The organism is Nocardia sp. NPDC047648 (assembly GCF_040642815.1).
Lineage (GTDB): Bacteria > Actinomycetota > Actinomycetes > Mycobacteriales > Mycobacteriaceae > Nocardia > Nocardia gamkensis.
The window spans coordinates 137633-158793 of record NZ_JBEYSX010000009.1 but is presented as its reverse complement, the minus strand read 5'-3'; the positions used below and the strand labels follow the sequence as shown (position 1 = coordinate 158793).

General features: G+C 68.6%; 17 protein-coding genes and 1 pseudogene. 12 read left to right on the top strand and 6 right to left on the bottom strand.

The annotated features are described in order from the left end of the window. The first annotated feature begins 185 nt into the window (after window positions 1-185). The 3 genes from ABZ803_RS20415 (at window position 186) to ABZ803_RS20405 (ending at window position 3150) form a co-directional block, all read left to right on the top strand. Entirely contained in the window at window positions 186-848 is a 663-nt protein-coding gene (locus tag ABZ803_RS20415) for a helix-turn-helix domain-containing protein (protein ID WP_357040322.1), read from the top strand. Further along, window positions 799-2022: an oxygenase MpaB family protein gene (locus ABZ803_RS20410; protein ID WP_357040319.1), complete on the top strand. Its 1224-nt coding sequence runs from the start codon at window positions 799-801 to the stop codon at window positions 2020-2022. Before ABZ803_RS20415 ends, ABZ803_RS20410 begins: the two co-directional genes overlap by 50 nt. Window positions 2023-2481: 459 nt before the next feature. Further along, on the top strand, window positions 2482-3150 hold the full coding sequence (locus ABZ803_RS20405) for a hypothetical protein (protein WP_357040316.1): 669 nt from the start codon (window positions 2482-2484) through the stop codon (window positions 3148-3150). Here ABZ803_RS20405 and ABZ803_RS20400 read toward each other — a convergent pair. From ABZ803_RS20400 to ABZ803_RS20390, 3 genes are all read right to left on the bottom strand, one after another. Continuing rightward, on the bottom strand, window positions 3139-4671 hold the full coding sequence (locus ABZ803_RS20400; RefSeq protein WP_357040313.1) for an FAD-dependent oxidoreductase: 1533 nt from the start codon (window positions 4669-4671) through the stop codon (window positions 3139-3141). The genes ABZ803_RS20405 and ABZ803_RS20400 overlap by 12 nt on opposite strands. Before the next feature lie 136 nt (window positions 4672-4807). Then, a complete protein-coding gene (locus ABZ803_RS20395) occupies window positions 4808-5266 on the bottom strand; it encodes an SRPBCC family protein (protein ID WP_357040310.1) in 459 nt (152 codons plus the stop codon). A gap of 149 nt (window positions 5267-5415) precedes the next feature. Then, the gene (locus ABZ803_RS20390) at window positions 5416-6090 is read right to left on the bottom strand and encodes a hemerythrin domain-containing protein (RefSeq protein ID WP_357040307.1); all 675 of its coding nucleotides are present in this window, start codon (window positions 6088-6090) and stop codon (window positions 5416-5418) included. A 55-nt stretch (window positions 6091-6145) separates the two neighbouring features. Between ABZ803_RS20390 and ABZ803_RS20385 the strand changes: the two are divergent. The 3 genes and pseudogenes from ABZ803_RS20385 to ABZ803_RS20375 all read left to right on the top strand — a co-directional run. Next, window positions 6146-6484: pseudogene (locus ABZ803_RS20385) on the top strand (winged helix-turn-helix domain-containing protein); the annotation flags it as partial. Between the two features lie 129 nt (window positions 6485-6613). Beyond that, window positions 6614-7048 (top strand): nitroreductase family deazaflavin-dependent oxidoreductase, encoded by a 435-nt coding sequence (locus ABZ803_RS20380; protein ID WP_357040304.1) that lies wholly within the window; start codon window positions 6614-6616, stop codon window positions 7046-7048. Window positions 7049-7168: 120 nt separating this feature from the next. Then, a complete protein-coding gene (locus ABZ803_RS20375) occupies window positions 7169-7825 on the top strand; it encodes a TetR/AcrR family transcriptional regulator (RefSeq protein WP_357040301.1) in 657 nt (218 codons plus the stop codon). Window positions 7826-7887: 62 nt separating this feature from the next. Here ABZ803_RS20375 and ABZ803_RS20370 read toward each other — a convergent pair whose 3' ends face one another. Continuing rightward, complete coding sequence (locus tag ABZ803_RS20370) at window positions 7888-8496, bottom strand: STAS domain-containing protein (protein ID WP_357040298.1); 609 nt, start codon at window positions 8494-8496, stop codon at window positions 7888-7890. 1203 nt (window positions 8497-9699) lie between these two features. Between ABZ803_RS20370 and ABZ803_RS20365 the strand changes: the two genes are divergently transcribed. The 5 genes from ABZ803_RS20365 (at window position 9700) to ABZ803_RS20345 (ending at window position 16791) form a co-directional block, all read left to right on the top strand. Next, window positions 9700-11175, top strand: coding sequence for an NAD(P)/FAD-dependent oxidoreductase (locus tag ABZ803_RS20365; RefSeq protein ID WP_357040295.1), 1476 nt, complete (start codon window positions 9700-9702; stop codon window positions 11173-11175). 49 nt (window positions 11176-11224) lie between these two features. After that, complete coding sequence (locus tag ABZ803_RS20360) at window positions 11225-13015, top strand: 3-deoxy-7-phosphoheptulonate synthase (protein ID WP_357040292.1); 1791 nt, start codon at window positions 11225-11227, stop codon at window positions 13013-13015. Between the two features lie 625 nt (window positions 13016-13640). Next, window positions 13641-15971, top strand: coding sequence for a nitrate- and nitrite sensing domain-containing protein (locus ABZ803_RS20355; RefSeq protein WP_357040289.1), 2331 nt, complete (start codon window positions 13641-13643; stop codon window positions 15969-15971). Window positions 15972-16003: 32 nt separating this feature from the next. Continuing rightward, a complete protein-coding gene (locus ABZ803_RS20350) occupies window positions 16004-16420 on the top strand; it encodes a roadblock/LC7 domain-containing protein (protein ID WP_040872147.1) in 417 nt (138 codons plus the stop codon). Continuing rightward, a complete protein-coding gene (locus tag ABZ803_RS20345; RefSeq protein ID WP_357040286.1) occupies window positions 16417-16791 on the top strand; it encodes a DUF742 domain-containing protein in 375 nt (124 codons plus the stop codon). Before ABZ803_RS20350 ends, ABZ803_RS20345 begins: the two co-directional genes overlap by 4 nt. 16 nt (window positions 16792-16807) lie before the next feature. Here ABZ803_RS20345 and ABZ803_RS20340 read toward each other — a convergent pair whose 3' ends face one another. Next, window positions 16808-18763 carry a GMC family oxidoreductase N-terminal domain-containing protein gene (locus tag ABZ803_RS20340; protein ID WP_357040283.1) on the bottom strand — a complete coding sequence of 652 codons (1956 nt, stop codon included), beginning with the start codon at window positions 18761-18763 and terminating at the stop codon, window positions 16808-16810. 175 nt (window positions 18764-18938) lie between these two features. Continuing rightward, a complete protein-coding gene (locus ABZ803_RS20335; protein ID WP_357040280.1) occupies window positions 18939-19523 on the bottom strand; it encodes a hypothetical protein in 585 nt (194 codons plus the stop codon). 415 nt (window positions 19524-19938) lie between these two features. Between ABZ803_RS20335 and ABZ803_RS20330 the strand changes: the two genes are divergently transcribed. After that, a complete protein-coding gene (locus ABZ803_RS20330; RefSeq protein WP_357040277.1) occupies window positions 19939-21138 on the top strand; it encodes a hypothetical protein in 1200 nt (399 codons plus the stop codon). Window positions 21139-21161: the final 23 nt, after the last annotated feature.

The following is a 21161-nucleotide window of genomic DNA, read 5'->3' as shown; positions in this document are numbered from 1 at the left end:
CCCCGTGGCCACACATCGTGAGCGCGCTTTTGCGGCAATCGTATTCGGGACCGGCGCCGCGAGAGCGATGTCGCGGGCGCGTCCCGACTTCCTGTCGGGCGCCGACGGACGCGGCCGGGCGGTTGGTCGGCGAAGGAGATCTCGGATCCATTGACACAATGAAACAATCTTTGTACTTTTGCATCATGACCGAGGGTAGCGACGGCGTCGACGAGAGGATCATGGACGCCGCGCTGGAACGCATCCTCCAGGTCGGGATCCGCCGGGCCAGCCTCGAGGACATCGCCCGCAGGGCCGAGCTCAGCCGGATCACCATCCATCGCCGGTTCGCGGGCAAGGACAACCTGATCGAGGCGGTACTCGCGCGCGAGACCCGCCGCATGCTCGCCGAGGTCACCGCGATCGCGACGACCACCGCCGACGTGGACGCCCAGATCGAGGAAACGATGCTGTACGTCCTGCTGCAGACCCGCATCCACCGGCTGGTCACCCAGTTGCTGCGGGTCGCGCCCGAGGAGGCGTTGCGCTTTTCCACCGTGCAGGGCGAACGCCTGGTGTCCATCGGAATCGAGTACATCGTCGGCATGCTCACCCACGCCCAGGCCGCGGGCCTCGTCGACGACTACGACCCGCGCCCGGTCGCCGAACTCGTCGCCCGCCTCGCCCCCTCGCTGATGCTCACCCCCGGCGGCGGCAGCGTCGACTTCACCGACGACGCCCGCGCCCGCGCCTTTGTCCGAACCACCATCGTGCCGTTGATGAAGCACGGCATCACCCGCCCCGACGAGGAGCCCACCCATGACCACGTCCGCGACCATCCCGGCACGGCATCCCGACCGGCCCCGTAAAGCACCCGGCCTCGGCCCGTTCGCCGCGCTGCTGCGCATCGGGAAACCGTCCCCGCAGCGCTGGCGGCTGCTCGGCGAATCACTGCTCGTCGGTGACGAGCCGATGGACCGCCTCGTCGAGTGGATGTACGCCGAAGGCATGGCCGCTACGCGGCCGTTGTTCGAGCGGGCACTCACGTCGGGCATCGACAGCATCCCCGGCGCTCCCTCGCCACTGCGCGACTTCTTCACCGTCGTCGAGGACACCCCGGCGTGGGTCGACCCGGACCTGTTGCGCGACGGCGAGCGGGTGTTCCGTTCCGGCGGCAACGACGGGCTGTACTTCGCACGCGACGTGTCCTTCATCGGCGGCTATCTGGCCTCCGGGTTCAACAAGACCCTCCTGCGCACCGGCGCACTCGAGAAGGGCCCGGCCCGCCGGTTCGCCGAGACCTTGCAATGGGCGATGGACGTGTCCACCGAGAACGGCATGGATCGCTACGGCGTCGGCTACCGCTCCACCCTGCATGTGCGGCTGATCCATTCCCTGGTCCGCAGGCACGTCGCCGCCATGCCCGACTGGCGCACCGACGAATGGGGACTGCCGATCAACCAGACCGACATGGCCGCCACCCTGGTCGGCGCCCTGCTCGCGCCCGTGGTCGGCGGCATGGCGCTCGGTGTGATCCTCTCCCCCCGCGAACTGGCCGCCGCGGCCCACCTCACCCGTTACGTCGGCTGGCTCATCGGCGTCGAAGAACACTGGCTGCCCAACGGCTTCCGGGACGGCATCGCCATCCTCGACCACTGCCTGACCGCCATCACCAACCCCGACGAGACCAGCCGCCAACTCGCCCGTCCGATGGCCGACGATCCACTGCACTGGTCCTACCCCGACCTGCCCGGTCTGCGCGGCCGCCTCGCCCGCGCCCAGCACCTGTCGGTCAGCAGCGCCTTCCTCGGACCCAAAGCGATGCGGATCCTCGGACTGCCCGCCTATGTCCCGCCCTGGTACCCCGCGTTGCGCATCCCCGTCAACCTCGTACGCACTGCCTACACCCACCTGACCCCCGGTGGACTCGACCGCGCCGCCATTCACGGCCGCAAGCAGCAGGAAGCCTTCCTGCAACGCCTGATCGGCGAAACCAGTGCCACGATCGGCCACTCCGCACCGCAACTGGACCGAACCGCCTGACCGCCCACCCGGGCGGCCGGTCAGAGAATTCGATCACCCGCCCGCTGCCCGACGACCGGCCGACCGCCCGCCTGGCCGAGAAGGCAGTGATTGGTTTCCGATCATCCTCGCGCATGAGCTGTTCCATCCCTCCGCCCTTGGCGGACACCGCCGCACAGTCCCGCTTTGTCAATGCGTCCTGATGTCCGGCACCGCGCGCGTAGGCCGGAGTCCGCGCCGCGGAACCGGTTCGACGCGTCGACGACTGCTGCGCGGACCTGGACGAACAAGCCTCGGCGGGCGCGACCGCCGATCCGCAACGTGACGACGGACGGCAGCCGGTCCCCCGCGTTCACCACACACATCGCGCACGAGTATGCGATGTTGCGACACCGTCACCGGTGGGCTATCTACACTGGCAACGCTGACTGCAACCGGGTCGATGCCTTGTCCGAAAACCCCACCGCGACGGAGAAGCCTATGTCCGGCCGACGAAATCACAAGCGCTCCAGCAGCATCCGTCGATCCGACGCCGTGCCTGCGATCCGATATCCGGCCCGGTCCATCATCGACACTCTGCTACCGGCCATGATCTCGCGCCGCAGCAGCGCGCCCTGCACCGACCTCGGCCTCGTACACATCTGGGGTTTCACCGGCACCGGCGACGACGACACTTCCAGCGCGGCGGGTTTCGCGGAATTCTCACCCGACGACAGCCCCACGGTCGCGGGCTCTCCGATCCTGGACATCGCCGGGCGGATGATGGCGGGGATGCACGGCCGCCTGTGGGGATTCGGGCTGGCCCACCGGGCCGCCGCGGACGCCGTCGTGCACGGGATCGACAACCAGCCCGACACGACGACCAGCACACCGCCGGACGAACCGTCCACGACCGAGGAAGTTTGGGCGGCAAGCATTTTCGACGCCCGCGGCAGGGAAACCACCCAGCTGCGTTACGTGCATATGCCCGAACTCGAACCGATCACCTTCGACGACGACACCCTCGACCGGCACAGCACCATCCACGACTGGATCGACCGTGTCCAGACCGGAGTCATCTCGGCGCACGTCTGGGCCGCGGCCCTCGCCCTGGACGCCCAGCGCAACCGATCCGTCCTCGCTCAACTCGAACAGCGGCTACTGAGCTGACCGAGCGCCGAACCAACGGCCCAGCGATTCCTCGAGGCCGTCCAGGTCGCCGCCGTCGGCAGCCCAGGCGACGTAGCCGTCGGGACGGACCAACAGAGCCGAGAGCTTCTGCGGCCGCGTGGGTTTCGCCGTGACGACGCGCACCCGCCCGGACCATCCCGTGACTCGGGATCGCAGATCAGCGGAATCGGTGAGGTCGAGCAGGACGGCCTCGGCGCCGCTGAAATGCGCACCGAGGCGGGTGCCGTCGGCCAATTCGATATCGGGAGTGGCCGCTCCGATCAACGGATGTACCCCGCCGAGGTCGTAGCGGTGCTGCACACCGGAGATCTTCTCGAACACCCCGGTCGCACCGTCGCGAGAGGCCAGGAGTTCGGCGATGACGGCGCGCAGGGCGCGGCTGCGGGCATCGGTGCGCATCAGCGCGACCTGCGCCCGCGTCCACTCCAGCACCCATGCGCCGATGGGATGGCGTTCGGCGGTGTAGGTGTCGAGCAGTCCTTCGGGCGCCCAGCCGCGCACTACACCGGACAGCTTCCAGCCGAGGTTGACCGCATCACCGATCCCGAGGTTCAGGCCCTGTCCGCCGAACGGCGAGTGCACGTGCGCGGCGTCGCCGGCCAGCAGTACCCGGCCCTTGCGGTAGTCGGGAACCTGACGGGTGTTGTCGGTGAAGCGGGTGGCCGAATGCACGGCCGTGACCACCACCGGGACTCCGGACACGGTGCGGATGCTCTGTTGGAGTTCGGCCGCCGTCACGGGTGTTTCGCGGTCGGCGGGCGGCCCGTCCAGTTCGACCGTGAGTACACGGCCGGGCATGGGTCCGTAGGTGTAGATGCCGGAAGGGGTGGTGTTCCAGCCCATTCGAAGGTCCTCGGCGCCGGTCATCTCCACGATCGCCTGATGGCCGGTGATCTCCGGACCCATGCCGGGGAACTCGAAGCCGGCGAGTTTGCGCACGATGCTGCGCCCGCCGTCACAGCCGACCAGCCAGCCGGTGCGCACCGCATGGTCTCCGCATTCGACGGTGACGCCCTCGCCGTCGTCGGAGAACCCGGCCACCTGCGCCCCGCGCCGGATCTCCACGCCGAGGTCGGCGGCGCGGCGAGCGAGTATCGCCTCGATGGACTGCTGCGCCACCAGGAAGACCTCGGCGGCGGGACCGAGTTCGGCGAATCGCGGGTCGTCGAAGTCGATGGCGTCCACGTCCAGCATGAGACCCGCGAAATGCCCCGCCGCCGGCCGCCGTCCATCGGCGACCAGCGGCATTCCACCGTCGCGGCGGAACTGCGCGAACCGCGCGAGTGCGGTCTCCTGCGCGGCGCGCAGTTCGGGGAGCAGTCCGCGGCGATACATGGCCTGGGCGGTCGGCACATTGATCGCACCCGCCTTGATGGTGCGATCCGGCTCCGCGAGGCGCTCCACCACCAGCACGTCCACCCCGCCCAACCGCAACTCGCAGGCCAGCATGAGCCCGACCGGCCCGGCGCCGACCACCACTACTTCACGTGTCTCGTTCATGAGAACCACTGTGCTGCGGCTTCATTGCGCCGCTCTTGCACACCACTTGCGTATCGCGGCAGCGTCGTACACCGCGAGGACGACCGAGCCTCCGTGCACCGCGCGACTCCGCGCGCCCAGCACGGCGGGGTGCGGGTCAGCCGATCTCCGATCGCGCGGCGAGGTCGCGAGACGCCGCGTCGAGGACCCGGCCGAACGCATAGGTGAACAGCGGCCGCACGATCCGGCGGGTGAGAGCGGCGCCGATGAGCGGCAACCGGAGTCGCGCGGTGGTGGTCCACACCACGCGGGTTCCGCCCGCGGTCTCGGTGAAGTCGACCCGCCCGTTCTCGTGCTCGGACGGCGGGATGCTGCGGTAGACGTGATATTCGAACGAGTGCGGCGGGTCGTAGGCGGTGATGCGTTCCCAGAAACAGCCGACGGCCCAGATCAGGACGCGAACCGCACCGCGGCCATAGGGCGCTTCGTCACCGGGGACAGCAAGACGCTCGCGCAGCACCAATCGAAGGCGAGTGTAGTTGTGCGCGTTGCTGATCCAGTCGAACACCGCGTCGATAGGCGCGGCGATCGTGCGTTCGACGGTGATCGTCTCCATAGTGGTCCCTCCCGATTTCGCGGCTCCCCATCCGGATCTACTACAGACCATAGTAGACATACTCGGCTCGTTTGTCAGCCCGAGCGGGGGCGGACAGCCGACCATGCGGGCAAGACCTTGCGGGGACGCTCTCGAGCGCCCCCGAACGGTCAGGCGGGATCCGTGCCGTAGATCGAGCGGTACTCCTTGGCGAAGGCACGCCGGCCGAGCAGCCACCACGCGAGCCTGGCCGGAAACGGCATGGCGACGAGAAACTTTCGCCGCTGCACCGCGGGCACACCTTGCAGGATGAACCCGAGGAAGATCAGCTGCCGGTCTTTCGGCACGGCCGCGCGGCCGCGCTCACCGAGCGCCTCCCATTCGGGAACGGTCATGACGCGCTCGACGAGCGGCAGGATGTGCGCCTCCTCCTCGGCCATGTGTTCGTCGAGTGCGGTGGCCAGCGCCCGCAGCGTGGCGGCGAGCTGGGCACGCGTCTGCGGATGCGCCGACGCGGCGAACCGCGCCGCCTGCCCGTCGGCGCGCTCGATCAGTTCCGCGATCCGCTCGTGCTGCTCCTCCATCCGCAGGATCAGCGCGCTGTCGGTCTGCGCCCGCTCGAGCAGCAACGGCCACATCAGCTCGTCCTCGGCGCTGTGATGGTGATGCAGCCCGGTGTCGAGTTCGGTGAGGAACCCGGCGATGCGGGCCGCACGGGCGGTGTCACCGTCGGCGACCTCGGCGACGAGGCCGGGCAGGGCATCGAAGTGGCGCCGGAAGGCGTTGTGGACGAGCACCATTTCGGTGGTATCGGGGCGTTCGGCGGTCTGGGTGGCGGTGTTCATGAACCCACTGTCCGTCGAGCCGCTTGTAGCGGGCTTGCAATTCGCTTGGCACGTGATGGTACGAATCCAGGTGCTCGGCTCGCTGACCGCGGCGAACGAGCGCGGTCGCATCGTCGGCGGTCCACGGCAGCGGGGTGCGCTTGCCCTTCTACTGGTGGCGCGCGGCGCGGTCGTGCCGGTCGACCGCCTCATCGATGACCTGTGGCGCGGCGAGCCACCGCCACGCGCGGTGGGCGCGCCGCAGGCCTACATATCGCATCTGCGCAAGCTGCTGGAGCCGGACCGCCCGCCGCGTTCACCGGCCACGGCGCTGGTCAGCCAGGACCCTGGCTACGCGTTGCGGCTCGACGCCGAAGCCGTGGACGCTCGGCAGTTCGAGGCGGAAGTACGAACCGTGCCGCGGGATCTCGAAGAACAGTGGATCACCGCGGTGCGCGCCAAAAGAAATTCACAAGCAGATCACTAGCGGCGTTCGGGACGCTGGAGGCCGATTCCACTTACCCCCCCGAAGAAAGCGGAACCCATGCCCAGCGATTTCCAGCTCAAGATCTGCAACGCCGTCCACCGCTCCATCATCCAACTCAGCGGCGGGACCTTCGGCACAACCTTCAAAGGCATGCCGACGATCGCGCTCACCACCATCGGCCGCAAGTCCGGCCGTCCGCACACCGTCATCCTCACCGCGCCGATCATCGAGGGGGACACGATCGTGGTCGTCGCTTCGCGCGGCGGCGACCCGAGGGATCCCGCGTGGCTGCACAATCTGCGCGCGAATCCCGCGGTCGAGGTGTCGGTCGGGCACGGCTCGCCCCGGCCGATGACCGCACGTGTCCTGCCGCCCTCGGAGCGGAACGAGCTCTGGCCCGACGTCGTGGCAGCCCACGCCGGCTACGCCGACTACCAGGAGAAGACCACCCGAACGATCCCCCTCGTCGTGCTGACACCCGTTGCTCGGTGATCCGGTCCGCGGTGGGATCCCTGTCCGGTGCGGGCGGCGTGCGGTAGACCCTCGATCACCTGGTTCATCGAACTGAACCAGTGGGGAAACCCTGCAGATCGGGCGGTTTACACTGCGGGAGTGGCAGCAGTGACATCGCGGGCCGGACAGGCGGCTTCGCGCGGGCGGATCGACAAACGGCAGGCGATCCTGGACGCGGCGTTCGTCGTGTTCGCGCGCCGCGGCTACGCGCAGGCGTGCGTGCAGGAGATCGCCGAGGAGGCCGGCGTCGCCAAGCCGACGATCTACAACCACCTCAACGATAAGGAAACCCTGTTCCGGCACGCGTTGACGGCCGTCAGCGACGCGGTGCTGGCCGAGAATCTGTCCGTGCTGGATCGGTTGCGCAACCCCGGCCCCGACTTGCGTGCCGCCCTGGAAGATCTGGCCTATCGGCTGATCCGGGTGCGCTGCGCCGAGCGCTCACGATCGCTGCGGTGGCTGACCTACGGCCAAGTCGCGCAGTTCCCCGATCTGATCGACATCGTCGTGAGCCGCACGACCGACCGGCCGGCCGAAGCACTGGCCGACCGGTTGGCCCGCCTGTCGCTGTCCGGCCGTTTGCGCGCGTGCGACCCGGCGACCGCCGCGGAACAGTTCCTCGTGCTGATCACCGCCCCGATGGAGGACCGCTCGCGGCTGGGCACCCGCAAGGTCTCCACCGCCGAGATGCGCGCGGTCGCCACGGCGGCGGTCGATACCTTCCTGCGCGCCTACGAGGCTCCGGAAAACCGGTAGGCCCGCAGCCGGCGAGCACGCATCGATCACGCTGCGATAGTGCGGGTTCGACGGCTGGTCGATCACTCAGGAGTCCGCGAGTCCCGGTCCTCGTCGGGCACCGGCGGTGTCGTCCGGGCGATTCTCGACGCCGACCCCGGCCGCATCGCCGTCTTGCCCGAATTCCGGAAGGCGGCTCCCAACGCACCTGGCTTCGACGGCGCGGTCGGCCGCGCGGTTCGCGATAGCGCTCGGCGGGGTGGGTGCAGCCGGAGTGAGGTGAGGGCGCTGACCACGGTCGAGTGCACCGGCAACCGTCCGATCACCGGGTCGGCGGAAGCGATCTTGGCGATGGTCGGGCTCGGGCTGACCAGGCTCACCGCGGTGGCGTGGCCACGGCAGCGGACGGCCTCGCGGGCCAGTGCCAGCAGCGCGCGACAGGACAGGAACTCGAGCTTGGTCGTGTCGACGACCAAGCCGCAGGAGGAAGCCTCTGCGCATTCGATCGCCCGGCGGATGTCCTCGCACCACACGGCCAGGGTGAACGCGTCGGCCGTGCCCCGCGTCGACATCACCACCGCCGGGCCCTGCCTTCGCAGACTGCTGGACAACCGCGTCCGCGGATCGGCGTTCTTGTTCGATGCGGGCGCCCGCTCGAGGTCGGACGGGCGGGGTTCGGCTGGAGACTCCATGACGCTCCCGATTCGGTCCGAGCACACCCACGCGGCGCGCTCCGAAGCCAGATCGTCCTGCACTTCTCAAGACACATCCGGACCACCGTCCTACCACGCTCAGCCGGGACCGGCGCGCGAAGCGGACGAATTCCACGGCCCGAAATGAAAACGAGATCCATTCGCTCCGGTTCCGTTCTCCGCACCTGGTGGTCCGGGTCGATTCGAGACCGCGCGCCGGGAACCGTCCGCGCCTTGGAAGCCTCACGCCCGGGGGCGCTGCGCAGCCGCTCGGAAGGCAGCATCGAACGCGGCTGGCGATCGTGTGGCGCGACGGAGCCGCGAGCACCGGCGCCACCGCGACCATCGGCGATCACCGCATCTTCGCTGTGGCGATGGTGACCCCCGCCTGCCATATTCCAGCGCTACTCCGACAGCGAGACCGCCGATCCGCCGAGAAGACGAATTCGTCCATCGACTGTCGCCGTTCGCGACCGTCTCGAAGAACACCCAGCCACCGCTACCACGCGCGCCCTTGTCGATTTTCGAGGAGCAGCGCGGATACGACTCCCACCACACAGGCGCCGAAAAAGCTTGCCCGAGTGTCACATCCACCGACACCTCCAAATTCCTTACCGCGCAGGTCACACGGTCCGGCAAATTAACCGCGCCGCAACGTGATCCACCCGGCCGGGTCGTCGCCCGGAGTTGGCCCGGCACCGCGACGAGCCCACCGGCGAGGTAACTCTGGGTGAACGGCTCGTGCGGCCGGACCGTCCCCCGTATCCTGATTCCGTAGGGAGAGCGGGGTGATGACCATACGAGGTGTGCCGCCCCCACCTACCCCAGACATCCCCCATCATCAGCGGCGAATGCGTATCGGCCGCGAAACACTGTTCCCCGCAACGGTTTTCACACCGCCTTTCGACACCCGATCAGTTGGGCGCCACCGGTCGGGCCGAGTGACGACGAATCGGCAGAGAGGCACCGTGCGGGGATTTTGGCATCCCTGGAGCAATCCGAATGTCGATCTGCTGAGGGTTGTCAAATGCGTTGCATATCTTGCAGTTTCGCTATCAATTGCTACACTCAGATCGTGCACCGTTAGCCTAGCTAACCAGCGGCAATATACGTCCTGGCTCACCCAGACCGTGGGGTCGCCCGGAGTTCTCCGCCACTGAAGTGCGTGCACGTTCCGTTGTCGGCAGTTCCAGGGAGTTCGCTATGGACAATCCGCACGTTCTGGTCATCGGGGGCGGCCCGGCCGGGTCCACCACCGCAGCCCTGCTCGCCAAGTCGGGGGTACGGGTGACGCTCCTGGAACGAGATAAGTTCCCGCGCTATCACATCGGCGAGAGCCTGTTGGCGTCGGTGCTGTCGACCCTGCGCCTTTCCGGCGCCTACGACGCGGTGGCCGCGCACGGCTTCCAGGTCAAACGAGGAGGCCACTTCCAGTGGCAGAACGACAACTGGCTGCTGGACTGGTCCAAGCTGGTGGACGCGGAAGCCTGGTCGTGGCAGGTCGAGCGCGACGTCTTCGACGAACTGCTGCTGCGCAACGCCGCGGAGCAGGGCGCGGAGGTGATCGAGCGGGCGACGGTCACCAACGTCCTGTTCGAGGGCGAGCGGCCGACGGCCGTCGAGTGGACCGTCGAGGGTGACGACCGAATCCACACCACCGGGATAGATTTCCTCGTCGACGCGTCCGGCCGGGCCGGCGTGCTGGCCAAGCACCAAGTCGTGGATCGCCAGCAGCACCCGGCCTTCCGCAATGTGGCCGTTTGGTCGTATTGGGAAGGCGCGCAGCTACATCCGGACAGCCCGGAGGGCGCGATCAATGTGGTGTCCACCCCCGAGGGCGGCTGGTTCTGGAACATTCCGCTCTCCGACGGCCGCCACAGCGTCGGCTACGTCGTTTCCGCGCGCACAGCCGCGCCGAAGCTTCGGGAACAAGGCCGAGAGGCGTACTACCTGGAGACCATCGGCGACAGCGCGGCGATGGGCAAGCTGCTCGCGGGCGCGCGGCAGGTCGCGGGGGTCAAGGCGGAGCAGGACTACTCCTACACCTCCGACCGGTTCAGCGGCCCGGGCTGGGTCGTCGTGGGCGACGCGGCTTGCTTCCTCGATCCGCTGCTGTCCAGCGGCGTGCATCTGGCGACGTACTCGGGACTGGTCGCCGCCGCGGCGATCGCGACGGTCGCGCGCGGCGAACTGGGCGAGCCCGAGGCCCTGGCCTTCTACGAGCACGCCTATCGCCGGGCCTACACGCGATTCCTGGTGCTGGTCTCGCGCATGTACGAGCAGTACGTCGGCTCGGAGGAATACTTCGCGCATGCGGGCACGCTCACCACCGGGCACAGCGGCGACACGAAGCAGGCCCAGTTCACCGAGATCATGGCGGGCCTGACCGACATGGACGAGTCCTCGGGAGCGCAACAGCGCACCGCGACCGAAACCATCATCTCCGCGGCCGAACATCTCCACGCGGAGTCGGCGAATCTCGAATACATGGGTCATCTCGACATGTCCGTGGTGTGGGATCACTGGCGCGACCCCTTGGCCGACACCACCACCGGCGAGCTGCGAATCACCACCGAACCGGTGCTCGGCCTGACGGATCGGCCCAGGACGGACGAGGAAATCGAAGCCGTGGCCCGGCCCGTACTCCCCCCGACCACAGCCGGTGCGCCCATTCTCTAGCACCGGTCTCGTACGGATCTCTCGTGATAGTCAGTGCACGGAGCCGGTCGTGACGATCACGCACACCGGCCCCGAACCACCGGGTGATTGCCCGCCCGGTGGTTCGGGCTTCCGAAACCACAGCGAAATAAGGCGATTCGGCCACCCTCTGACCAGAATGCTGCTGGCGAGCGACGGATTCACCACGCCCGCCCTGTCCGCGATATTGGGCACCGACCTGCACGTGCGGGTGTTGCGCCAAGACGCTGTCGCGGCCGGGCTGCTGCCGAGCGCCGTCACCGATGCCCTGCGCGTGTCCGGTGCCGATCGCGTCCTCGTGCGCCACTCCTGCCTGGTCAACGCCGACTTGGTCACCGCGTCCGTCAACTACGTCGTCGCCGGGCGCTCGGGCGCGGCTGCTTCGGGGTTGGACGATGTCGGGACGCCGATCGGGTCCGGCTTGATCTCCCGTGGGGTATCCCAGCGGCGGCACCTCTTGCGCACCGGCGTGACAACGTGGCCCGACGGCCGGGTGTGCGCGGCGCGCGCGTACGTCATGCTGCTCGGAGACCAGCCACTCTGTTATATCCGGGAATCGTTCAATCCCGACGTCATTCCCTCCGATTTCACCGCCACGACCGGCGACGATCAGCCTTGGGCCGACGAACCGGCGCTCGCGGGGCCGGCATCGCCCGCAATTCCGGGACAACTGTTCCCCATGCACGATCTCCGGGACAGGGTGGGGCACGGCGAGGTGTCCGCCACCTCACCGAACGGCGCGCGGCGTTCGCGGCCGATGCCCACCCTGGTTCACCCCGACGAATGCAACTCGCTCACAACCAGTTTGGCGAAGGTCGCTCGAGGCGAGGGTTTCGTGCTGCACCTGGGCGGGCGCGACGGTACATCGCCAGGGAGCGAGACCGCGGTCGCCGACCGCCGGGCGCTGACGCACGCCGCAGCGGCGGTCATGGCGCATGTGCTGGGAGAAACGGCCGTCACCATAGAACGAGCGCCCAGGCGGCAGCCCGGATACTTTCGCGCCGCCGAGGCGCTCGGCGAGTGGCCCGGTGACCGCCTGCCGCTCACGCTGTGCGTGAGCATGCTGCACCGGGCGGCGGATCGGTGCCGCGAGCCGGTGCGACGCGATCTGCTCCGCACGGTCGGCGGACTGTTGCCCGTCGCCGCGGTCGCCCCGCCGGGTGCTCACGAACTGCACACTTCGATTGCGCCGCTGAGTATCTCGCGCGAGCCGACGCTGCCGCACGCCGCCGCATCGACCCGCCAGGGACCGGACGGGCTGTGGTGGGATCGTTCGGCGCACCTGGTGTGGATCGGCAATCCCGCGCGGGAGCGGGTGCGATTCGCCGCCAGTGTCGGCAACCCCGTCGCGGTAGCGCTCGGTTCCACGACCACCCCGCACGACGTCGAGCGCCTGTGCCGGGCGCTGAATCCGCAGCGGCTACCGGGCAGACTCACACTCGTGCCTCGGCTCGGCGTCGCCCGCACCCTCGACACGCTTCCGGCGTTGTTCGCCGCGGCCGCCGCGTGCGAGACCCCGGTCTGCTGGGTGGGCGATCCGATGCCGGCCAGGCGGACGAGCCGCGGCCCCGCGACCCTTCGCATCGACGGTGCCATCGACGCGATCCACGCGTTCTTCCGAGCCTGCCGGGCGACCGGCACCGTTCCCGGCGGCCTGCATCTCGCGTACGGGCCCGAGGCCGTCATCGACGCGCGGAGTGACCGGGAAACCGGCAAGCTTCTCGCGGACCGCCGAAGTCGTCGCGCCCCGGGCTTGGATTCCGCGGAGATCCTGCACTGCGTCATCGCCGCGCTGGAGTTGCGGGCCACCGGATTCCCGTGACGCGGTGACCGGCGCTCCGCCGGGAGCGCCCGATGCCCGAGGATCCGCTGCCCGGCCGACGGCAGGCCGAGTTCCGGGAACCGATCGGACGGCGGATCGTCACCAGTGGCGGGAACTCGAATTCCCTACCGACGCTATATCATCGCCCGGTTGGATCAGCACGGATAAGTGTGTTTTCCGTGTCGAGCTCGGCAGGCCCGCATGACCTGGCAGAGCGGCCGTCATGCGGGCGTTCGCCGAGCCCGCTGACGGAATAACCACAAGAACCGGCGATAAGTTAATAATAGGGAATCGCTCTGATTCGAACGGCTGCGGTCCCGTCATACACGCTTGCTGCGACCCTGACCGGCGATTGCCGGTCCGCGGGCGGTTCTAATCGTCCTACAGCATGCACAGCGAAATTCAGGAGTAATTGCCGTTCACTTGTCGAGTATCACAAAACCATACGATTCGCGATCGAACCGCTACACTTTCGTTATTCTTCGGTCGGGTACAGGTGAGGTGCCGCCCGGGCCGGGCGGGGCCGTGTCAGAGGTAGGCATTTCAAGCCGTGAGCAAGTGGTCTGAGCTACGCGAATCCGCTGTGGGAGTGGTTCGGTCGAGCCAGCGTGATGTCCGTGGTCGAGTGGGTGTCCGGGTACGACTGCTGGCGATCGTCCTCATCTCCAGCGTCACACTTCTCACGATCGGTGTGGGTGCGGCGGGCTACCTGGTGCACTCCGCGCGGGCAGCGAAGGAATGGGCGGAGCTGGCCAGCAGTACGACGACGCCGGCCATTCTCATGGTGCAGTCGTTCCAGGAGGAGCGGCGCTTGTCGCTGTTGTATCTGGCCGGTGACACCGAAATCGTCGGCGGGCTCACCGCCGCGCGTCAACGCTCGGACGCGGCGCTGGCCGCGGTGATCGCCAAAGGCGATGCCGCCCGCAAACTGAATCCCGGCGGGTCCGCCTCCGACATCGAAGGCTACAACAAGCTGTTCGCGCTGGTTCCGACGCTGCGCGCCGGGGTCGACAGCCGGCAGGCCCCGCCGAAGGAGGTGTTCGAAGTCTTCAGCGGGGTCATCGGCACGATCATCGCCGCGTCGACACTCGCCGCGCGGGTGGCGCCGGAAGCCGACATCGCCATGGAGCTGAGCTACGGCGTCGAGCCCCTGCGCGCGGCCGAAGCGTTGTCCATGGCCGACACCCTGGGCGCGGTGGCGGTGACCGTCGGCGAACACACTCCGGAGCAGTTGACCGAATTCAGCCGTTTGCTCGGGGAATTCCGTGGTCAGGTGGCATACGCCGGCCGCGTCCTGAAGGGCAAGCGCCTGGCTCAACTCCAGGAGATCACCGGCGGACCGGCCTATCGGAAAGTGATCGCGATGCAGGACGCCGTGCTGCTGCGGGGGCCGGTGGAGGCGGGTACCGACTTCGACGAGTCCACTCGCGAGGGCACCGGCAGAACCCAGAGCGGCCGCTCGACCTCGCGAAGTGAGCCGTTGCCCATGAATGTCGCGGCGTGGCAGGAGGCTTCCGGCCAGGTCGGGACGAACCTGTTGAAACTGTGGGACGACCAGAGCCGCGACGCGCACGCCATCGCCCGCGAGCGCGGCGACCGGACCGCGCAGCAGTCCATGCTGGGCGGCGCGGCGGTGCTGCTGGTCGCGACGCTCGCCTTCCTGGCGGCGCTGGTGCTGGCCAACCGATTCATCGCACGAATGCGGCGACTGCGGCGCGACACCCTGGAACTGGCCGACCAGCAGTTGCCCGAAGTCATGCAACGGCTCGGTCGCGGCGAGAACCTCGACTCCGAGACCGAACTGGCGCGGCTCGATTTCGGTACCGACGAATTGGGCCAGGTGGCCGACGCCTTCAACCGCGCCCATGTCGCGGCCGTGTCGGCCGCGGTCGCGGAAGCGAAGACCAGGGCGGGCGTCAACGCGGTGTTCCTCAACATCGCCCATCGCAGCCAGGTCGTGGTGCATCGCCAGCTCGCCCTGCTCGATCAGGCCGAGCGCCAGGAGGAGAACGCCGACCAGCTCGAGCTGCTGTTCCAGCTCGATCACCTGGCGACGCGGGCGCGGCGCAACGCGGAGAACCTCATCATCCTCGGTGGCGAGAAGCCGGGCAGGCGGTGGCGCAAGCCGGTGCCGCTGCTGGACCTGGTCCGCGCCGCCGTCGCGGAAAGCCTCGACTACGCCAGCATTCAGACCGGCAGGCTGCCGGAGTCCCAGGTATCGAGCAACGCCGTAGCCGACCTGATCCATTTGATGGCCGAGCTGATGGACAACGCGACGGCCTTCTCACCCCCGCAGGCGCGAGTCGAGGTGTCCGGCGTCATCGTCGGGCGCGGTGTGGCGGTCGAGATCATCGACCAAGGCCTCGGCATGTCGGAGGCCGACTTCGCCGCGCGGAACGAGTTGCTGTCCAACCCGCCCGATTTCAGTGTGGTGTCCCTGTCCAGCGATACCCGGCTGGGATTGTTCGTGGTCGCGAAACTGGCTCACCGCCACGGTGTCTCGGTGCGTCTGGGTGAATCGGTCTACGGCGGCGTGCGAGCGGTGGTGCTGATTCCCAACGCGCTTCTACAGTCGGGGACGCAGTCACCCGAACACAACGACGGTGACAGTATGGAGCCCGTACAGACACCGGCGCCGGAAAGCGCGCCTCCTCGGCCCGCACCGGTCCCGGGACGGTCCGCATGGTTCACCTCGCCCTCCGAGCAGTCCTGGGCGCAGGGCCCGCACACCGACGGCAGTCGCGGATCCGACTCCGGGGCCGCGCCGCACATCGAGCCCGCTCCGGATGGCAGGCCGCCGCTGCCGCGCCGCCGCCGCCAGTCTCCCGACGAGCAGTCGGCGCCGCCCGCCGCGGCACCGACACGGCAACGGACCGCCGATGAAGCACGCAATCTGATGAGTGCCATCGAGAGCGGGACCCGCCAGGGACGCCGGAAGCGTCCCGACCTCGACTAGTCCGCAATTCCATACACATTCAGAAGGCGACGATGACTACTTCCCAGGGAACCGGCCTCGGTTGGCTGCTCGACGAGCTGGTCGCCGGACTCGTCGGAGCCCAGTCCGCGGTCCTGCTGTCCTCGGACGGGCTGCTGATCGGCCATTCGGCTCAGCTGGACAAGGCCGACGCCGAGCGATTCTGCGCGATGGCATCGGCACTGCACAGCTTGTCCCGCAGCGTGGGCCACCATTTCGACGCCGGTGGCGTCTGCCAGACGGTGGTGGAACTCGATCGCGCGGTGCTGTTCGTCACCACGGCGGGGGCCAACGCGTGCCTGGCGCTGATGGCGTCCGAGACCGCCGATATGGGTATGGTGGCCTACGAGATGAATCAGACGGTGCAGCGAGTCGGAACCCACCTGTCGGTCGATACGCGCCCGCACCCGCCCGCTTCGACACGGCCATGAGTTATCAGCACGATCCCTGGTACGAGGAAGACGCCGGTCCGCTGGTCCGGCTCTTCGCCATCACCCGCGGCCGGGGTCGTGCCGTGCGCCGGGAACTGAACTTGGTCACCCTGGTGGTCGACGGCGCGCCCGGCTCCGCGCTACGGCGCACCGAACCGGAATACGCGGCGATCGTGGAGTTGTGCCGCACTCCGCAGTCGGTGGCCGAGGTATCCGCGCGACTGCGCCTGCCGCTGACGATGACGAAGGTGCTCATCGGCGACCTGCTCGACGACGGCAGGCTGATCTGCCGGTCGGCCCCGCCCGCGACGGGACCGGAGTCGGATCTCGGCCTCCTGCGCGCGGTGCTCGACGGCATCCGCGCGCTCTGACCGACCGGCCGATTACTCAGACCAGCTGCGCGGCAAGCCGTTTCGCGTTCATGTAGGCGATCGCCTCGATCGAGACCATGGGATTGACGCCCGACGCCGTGGGGAAGCAGGACGCGTCGGCGACGACGATGTTCGCCGCCTCCCAGGTGGCGCCGTCCGGGTTGGTGGCCGAGGTTTCCGGTGAGCCACCCATCCGTGCCGAGCCCATGATGTGCAGCGCGCCCAGGGAACACTGTCCCGGACCGTACCCGGCGGCCCGGCACGCGGCCGCGAAATCGGCATGCGACCCACGCCGGCCGGGCTCATAGGAGACGCCTGCCTGGTGCCCGGAGAAGATGCGCTGCGCGCCCGCTGCCTCCAGGATGCTCGCCGCCCCCTCGAACCCGGTGTGCAGATGGGCGGCATCGTAATCCGACAAACGGTAGTTGACGATCGGCTCACCGCCGCGGTCGACGGAGACGGTGCCCGAGTCGCGGTCACGAGTGATGATGCCGATCGCGTTCGAACGCGCGAAATCGAGCATGGTGGCCCGATGGTTCTCGGCGCCGCGCCAGCTCATGAACCCGGTGGCGAGACCGGGATGAATCGGGCCGGTTTCGTAGATCACGCCGTAGCCGTCGCCGTCCAGGTCGCTGTGCCGACGGCAGATCCTGGTCTGCAAGCCGCCTTCCCACGGCCGGATCTCTTCCTCGAACACGCCGAACACCGCGGCTGCCGGATGCAGGCGCAAGTGGCGGCCGATGTTGTCGTTGCGCAACCCGGAGCGCCGCAGCAACGCCGGAGTCTGGATCGCTCCGGCCGCCACCACCACCGCCCGAGCGCGCACCTCGATCGCCACACCGTCGGAGGTGACCGCGGAAACGCCCTGCGCCCGGCCGCCGCGCACGGAAATCCGCCGCACATCGGCGTCCACGACGAGCCGCGCGCCGCGATCGGCCGCATCGGCGAGCCAGGTCTTGGTCACCGACTGCTTGGCGCCCAACCGGCAGCCGTATCCGCAGCGACCGCACTCCACACCGGCATCGCAGGCGTCGGTGACGTTGCGCGGCAGGGTATCCACTTCCCAGCCCAGCGCTCGGGCGCCGCGTTCGAGAACACCGTCGCGGGCGGACAACACCGACCGCTGCTCGGTGACGCCGAGCCGGCGGCGCACCACCTCGAGCGCTTCGTCGAACTCCGGCTCGGCGAACTGGGCGGCGCCCAGCGCGGCCCACTCCGCCCGGACGTCCTGCGGCGTCGGCAAGGACGTGCTCCAGTTGACGACCGTTCCACCGCCCAGGCAGGTGCCCGCGACGAGGGTGATCTGGCCTTCGGTGGAACCGGGCGGGCCCGGCGCGTACAGGTGCTTCAGCCCGCCGAGTTCGCCCAGGCCGAAATCCCGGTCGTCGTAATAATTTCCGCGTTCCAGCACGACGACGTCGAGGCCCGCTTCGGCCAGCACCGCGGCCGCGACACCGCCTCCGGCGCCGGAACCGACGACCACGACATCACAGTGCAGTTCGGTGGTTTCGCCGAAGCGCAGCGGAGACAGCGCGGGCGCGGGCGCGGTCTGGAGCGGACCGGCAGGGGCCGGATAACCGATCTCCTTCCACAGCGGATTGACGCCCGCGGGGCCGGGGGTGATGTTGTAGGACAGCAGCGACGCTTGTTTGAGCGCCTGGAAGATCACCCGCACCGCCTCGATGCGGGAATCGGCGAGCCGCAGCAACGCCTGTTCCCGTTGCTCCTGCGTCAGTGTGGAGAAACGCCGGGGACCGCTGCCGGTGAGCAGGCCCGCCAGCCGCGAATCCCACAGGTTCAGCAGCGTGGCCAGTTGTTTCTTCTCGGCCTCGCGGGGATTGCGGCCCAGCAACTCGAAGACGGTATCGACGGCGCCGAGCGCGCTCGCCGACGGCAGCGTCAGCCCGTCGCCCGGGTTGAAGGTGTCGCAGATGAGGTTCATCGCCGCGCGTTGCTTGGCTGTTGGTTGCATGTCGAGCAGTCCCCTTCGTTTCGCCAGTGAGTTCTATCACACGATATGAACAACCACTAACTAAAGCCGCATTCACCCAGGTGACAGCAACCTAGCCGGAAGAATCTATGGCCACATATCGGTATGGGTACTATGCGGTCCATTCTCGCTGCGGCCCGCAGGGTTACCCGGCCGTTCACGCCGGGATGACGACTGCCGCCGCGTGGCCGACCGCCAGGAACGAGTGGACGACCGAGACGAGCGCGCCGCCGAGTTCCGCCGTCGGGTCCCCGCCGGTGCGCGGCCGCGCCAGCGACCACCGGGTGAACGTCCGCTCGGCATGCACCGCGAGGCGCAGCAGCTCGGCGCGATACGACCCGAGCAGCGGCTGCTCGCAAGCCCCCAGCGCAGCGGCGGTGAGCTGGGCGCAGCGACCTATCGTCATCACGACCTCGAGCACCTCGTCCGGCACCGCCGTGATGACATAGCCGTCCGCGAGGGCGGCCGCCTCGTGCGTGCGCTCCAGGACGCGGCCGAGGGCCTCGCCGAGTTCGGAGAATCGCGCGCGGTCGGCGGCCACCGGCCCGGACGCCAGGGCAGCGCTCAGGTTGGCCATGATCACGCCCAGCGCGTGCTCGACTCGGCGCAACCGATGGAGAATGCCGGACACGTCGACCGGGGAGCACCCGAAATCAGCCAGCACCGTCGCCGCCTCGACCAAAGCGGCGGCCGCCGCACGGAAGTAGATCTCGGTCGTCGCGCTCGCCGGTACCGTGCCCACACCCACTCCTCGGGTAGTAACCCTCGATCGGCCACCTCCGCGTGTCGGCGCCGACCGGACAGCTTCGACCGGATAGCCTCGACAGCCCTGCGTCGTGCAGGCAGCAATCACACCAGGCTACCCGGATCACTAATAATATCCCATAACATATCGCGAGTCTGGGCTGGTAGATAGATGAATCTATCCAGAACAGCGATTTACTTATCGACTGGGCGACTCCTCGGTGAATCTGCTGGCTACGACCAGGCACCGAACCCACTGGACACGGCCTCGCAGAGACGATCGCGGCGCGATCGTCGACCGGGCCCGCCGCGCCCGAGCCTTCGGCGATCTTCGAGTGACCGCGGGAGCCGCCCATCCGCCGGTACAAGCGCGATGATGGAGCGGACCCGATGATCATCGAGAGGATTCCCGGATGGACCGTCTGAGGCGCTGCTTGGTCGCGCTGGTCGTCCTGCTGGGCGCCGCCGCCGGGTGCGCGGACACCGAGCGCGAATCGCCGCCTGACCGCGGTGCGATCGTATCGACCACTCCCCTGCTGAGTCTGCCGCCCGAGCAGACCGCGGCGCTGTTGGCCGACGGCGATATCCGCACGCCCGTCCGTAACGGCGTCGACGCCTTTCGTCTCGACTACCGGACGATCACCCCGCAGGGCGAGCCGACCACCGCCAGCGGGCTGGTGGTGTTGCCGCGCAGCGACTCTCGGCGGCTGCGGGTGGTCAGCTACGAACACGGGACCATCACGCTGAAGAGCGACGCGCCGTCGGTCGACACCCGCAATCTCTCCGAGCGGCTGCGCGCGGTGGCGTTCGCCGCCGCCGGGTACGCGGCGACGGCACCGGATTACCTGGGCCTCGGGAACGGTCCCGGAACGCATCCCTACACCCATGCGCCCTCCGAGACGAGCGCCTCGGCCGACCTGCTCCGCGCGGCCGAATCCCTCGCGGCACAACAGCACCGGGAGCTGGACCCGAATGTGCTGGTGACCGGTTTCTCCCAGGGCGGCCACGCCGCGATGGCGCTCGGCAAAGCGCTACACGCCGGAACGATCCCCGGTTTCGGGGTCGCCGCCCTGGCCCCGATCAGCGGCCCCTACGACCTCCAGCACGTCCAGGCGCCCGCCGCGCTCGACGGACGGGTCGTACCGGGTGCGGCGGTGCTGTTCCTCTCGTATTGGTTGACTTCGATGAACCGGATCCACCCGCTCTACGACGATCCGACCGAAGCTTTCCAGCAGCCCTATGCCGACAAAGTGGAAGAACTCTTCGACGGCTTCCACAGCGAGATCACCATCGTGACCTCGCTGGCCGCCACCCCCGCGCAAGTGCTGACCCCGCGTTTCCTCCAGTTGGCCACCGACCCGACCGGCGCAGCCGCCGCGGCTGTCGCCGAGAGCGACGGCACGTGCGACTGGCAACCACGGGTGCCGGTCCGCCTCTACGCTTCCCACGGCGACCGCGCCGTCCCCTATCCCAACGCCGAGCACTGCCTGCGAGCTCTCGCCGGCGGCAGTGCGACGCTGCGCGACCTGGGCGAGGTGGACCACGCCGGATCGGCCCGGACTGCCCTCCCCGAGATCCTCGACTGGTTCCAGCGGGAGTTCCCGCCGAACTGACCGCGGCAGGCCGCCGCCGTCCG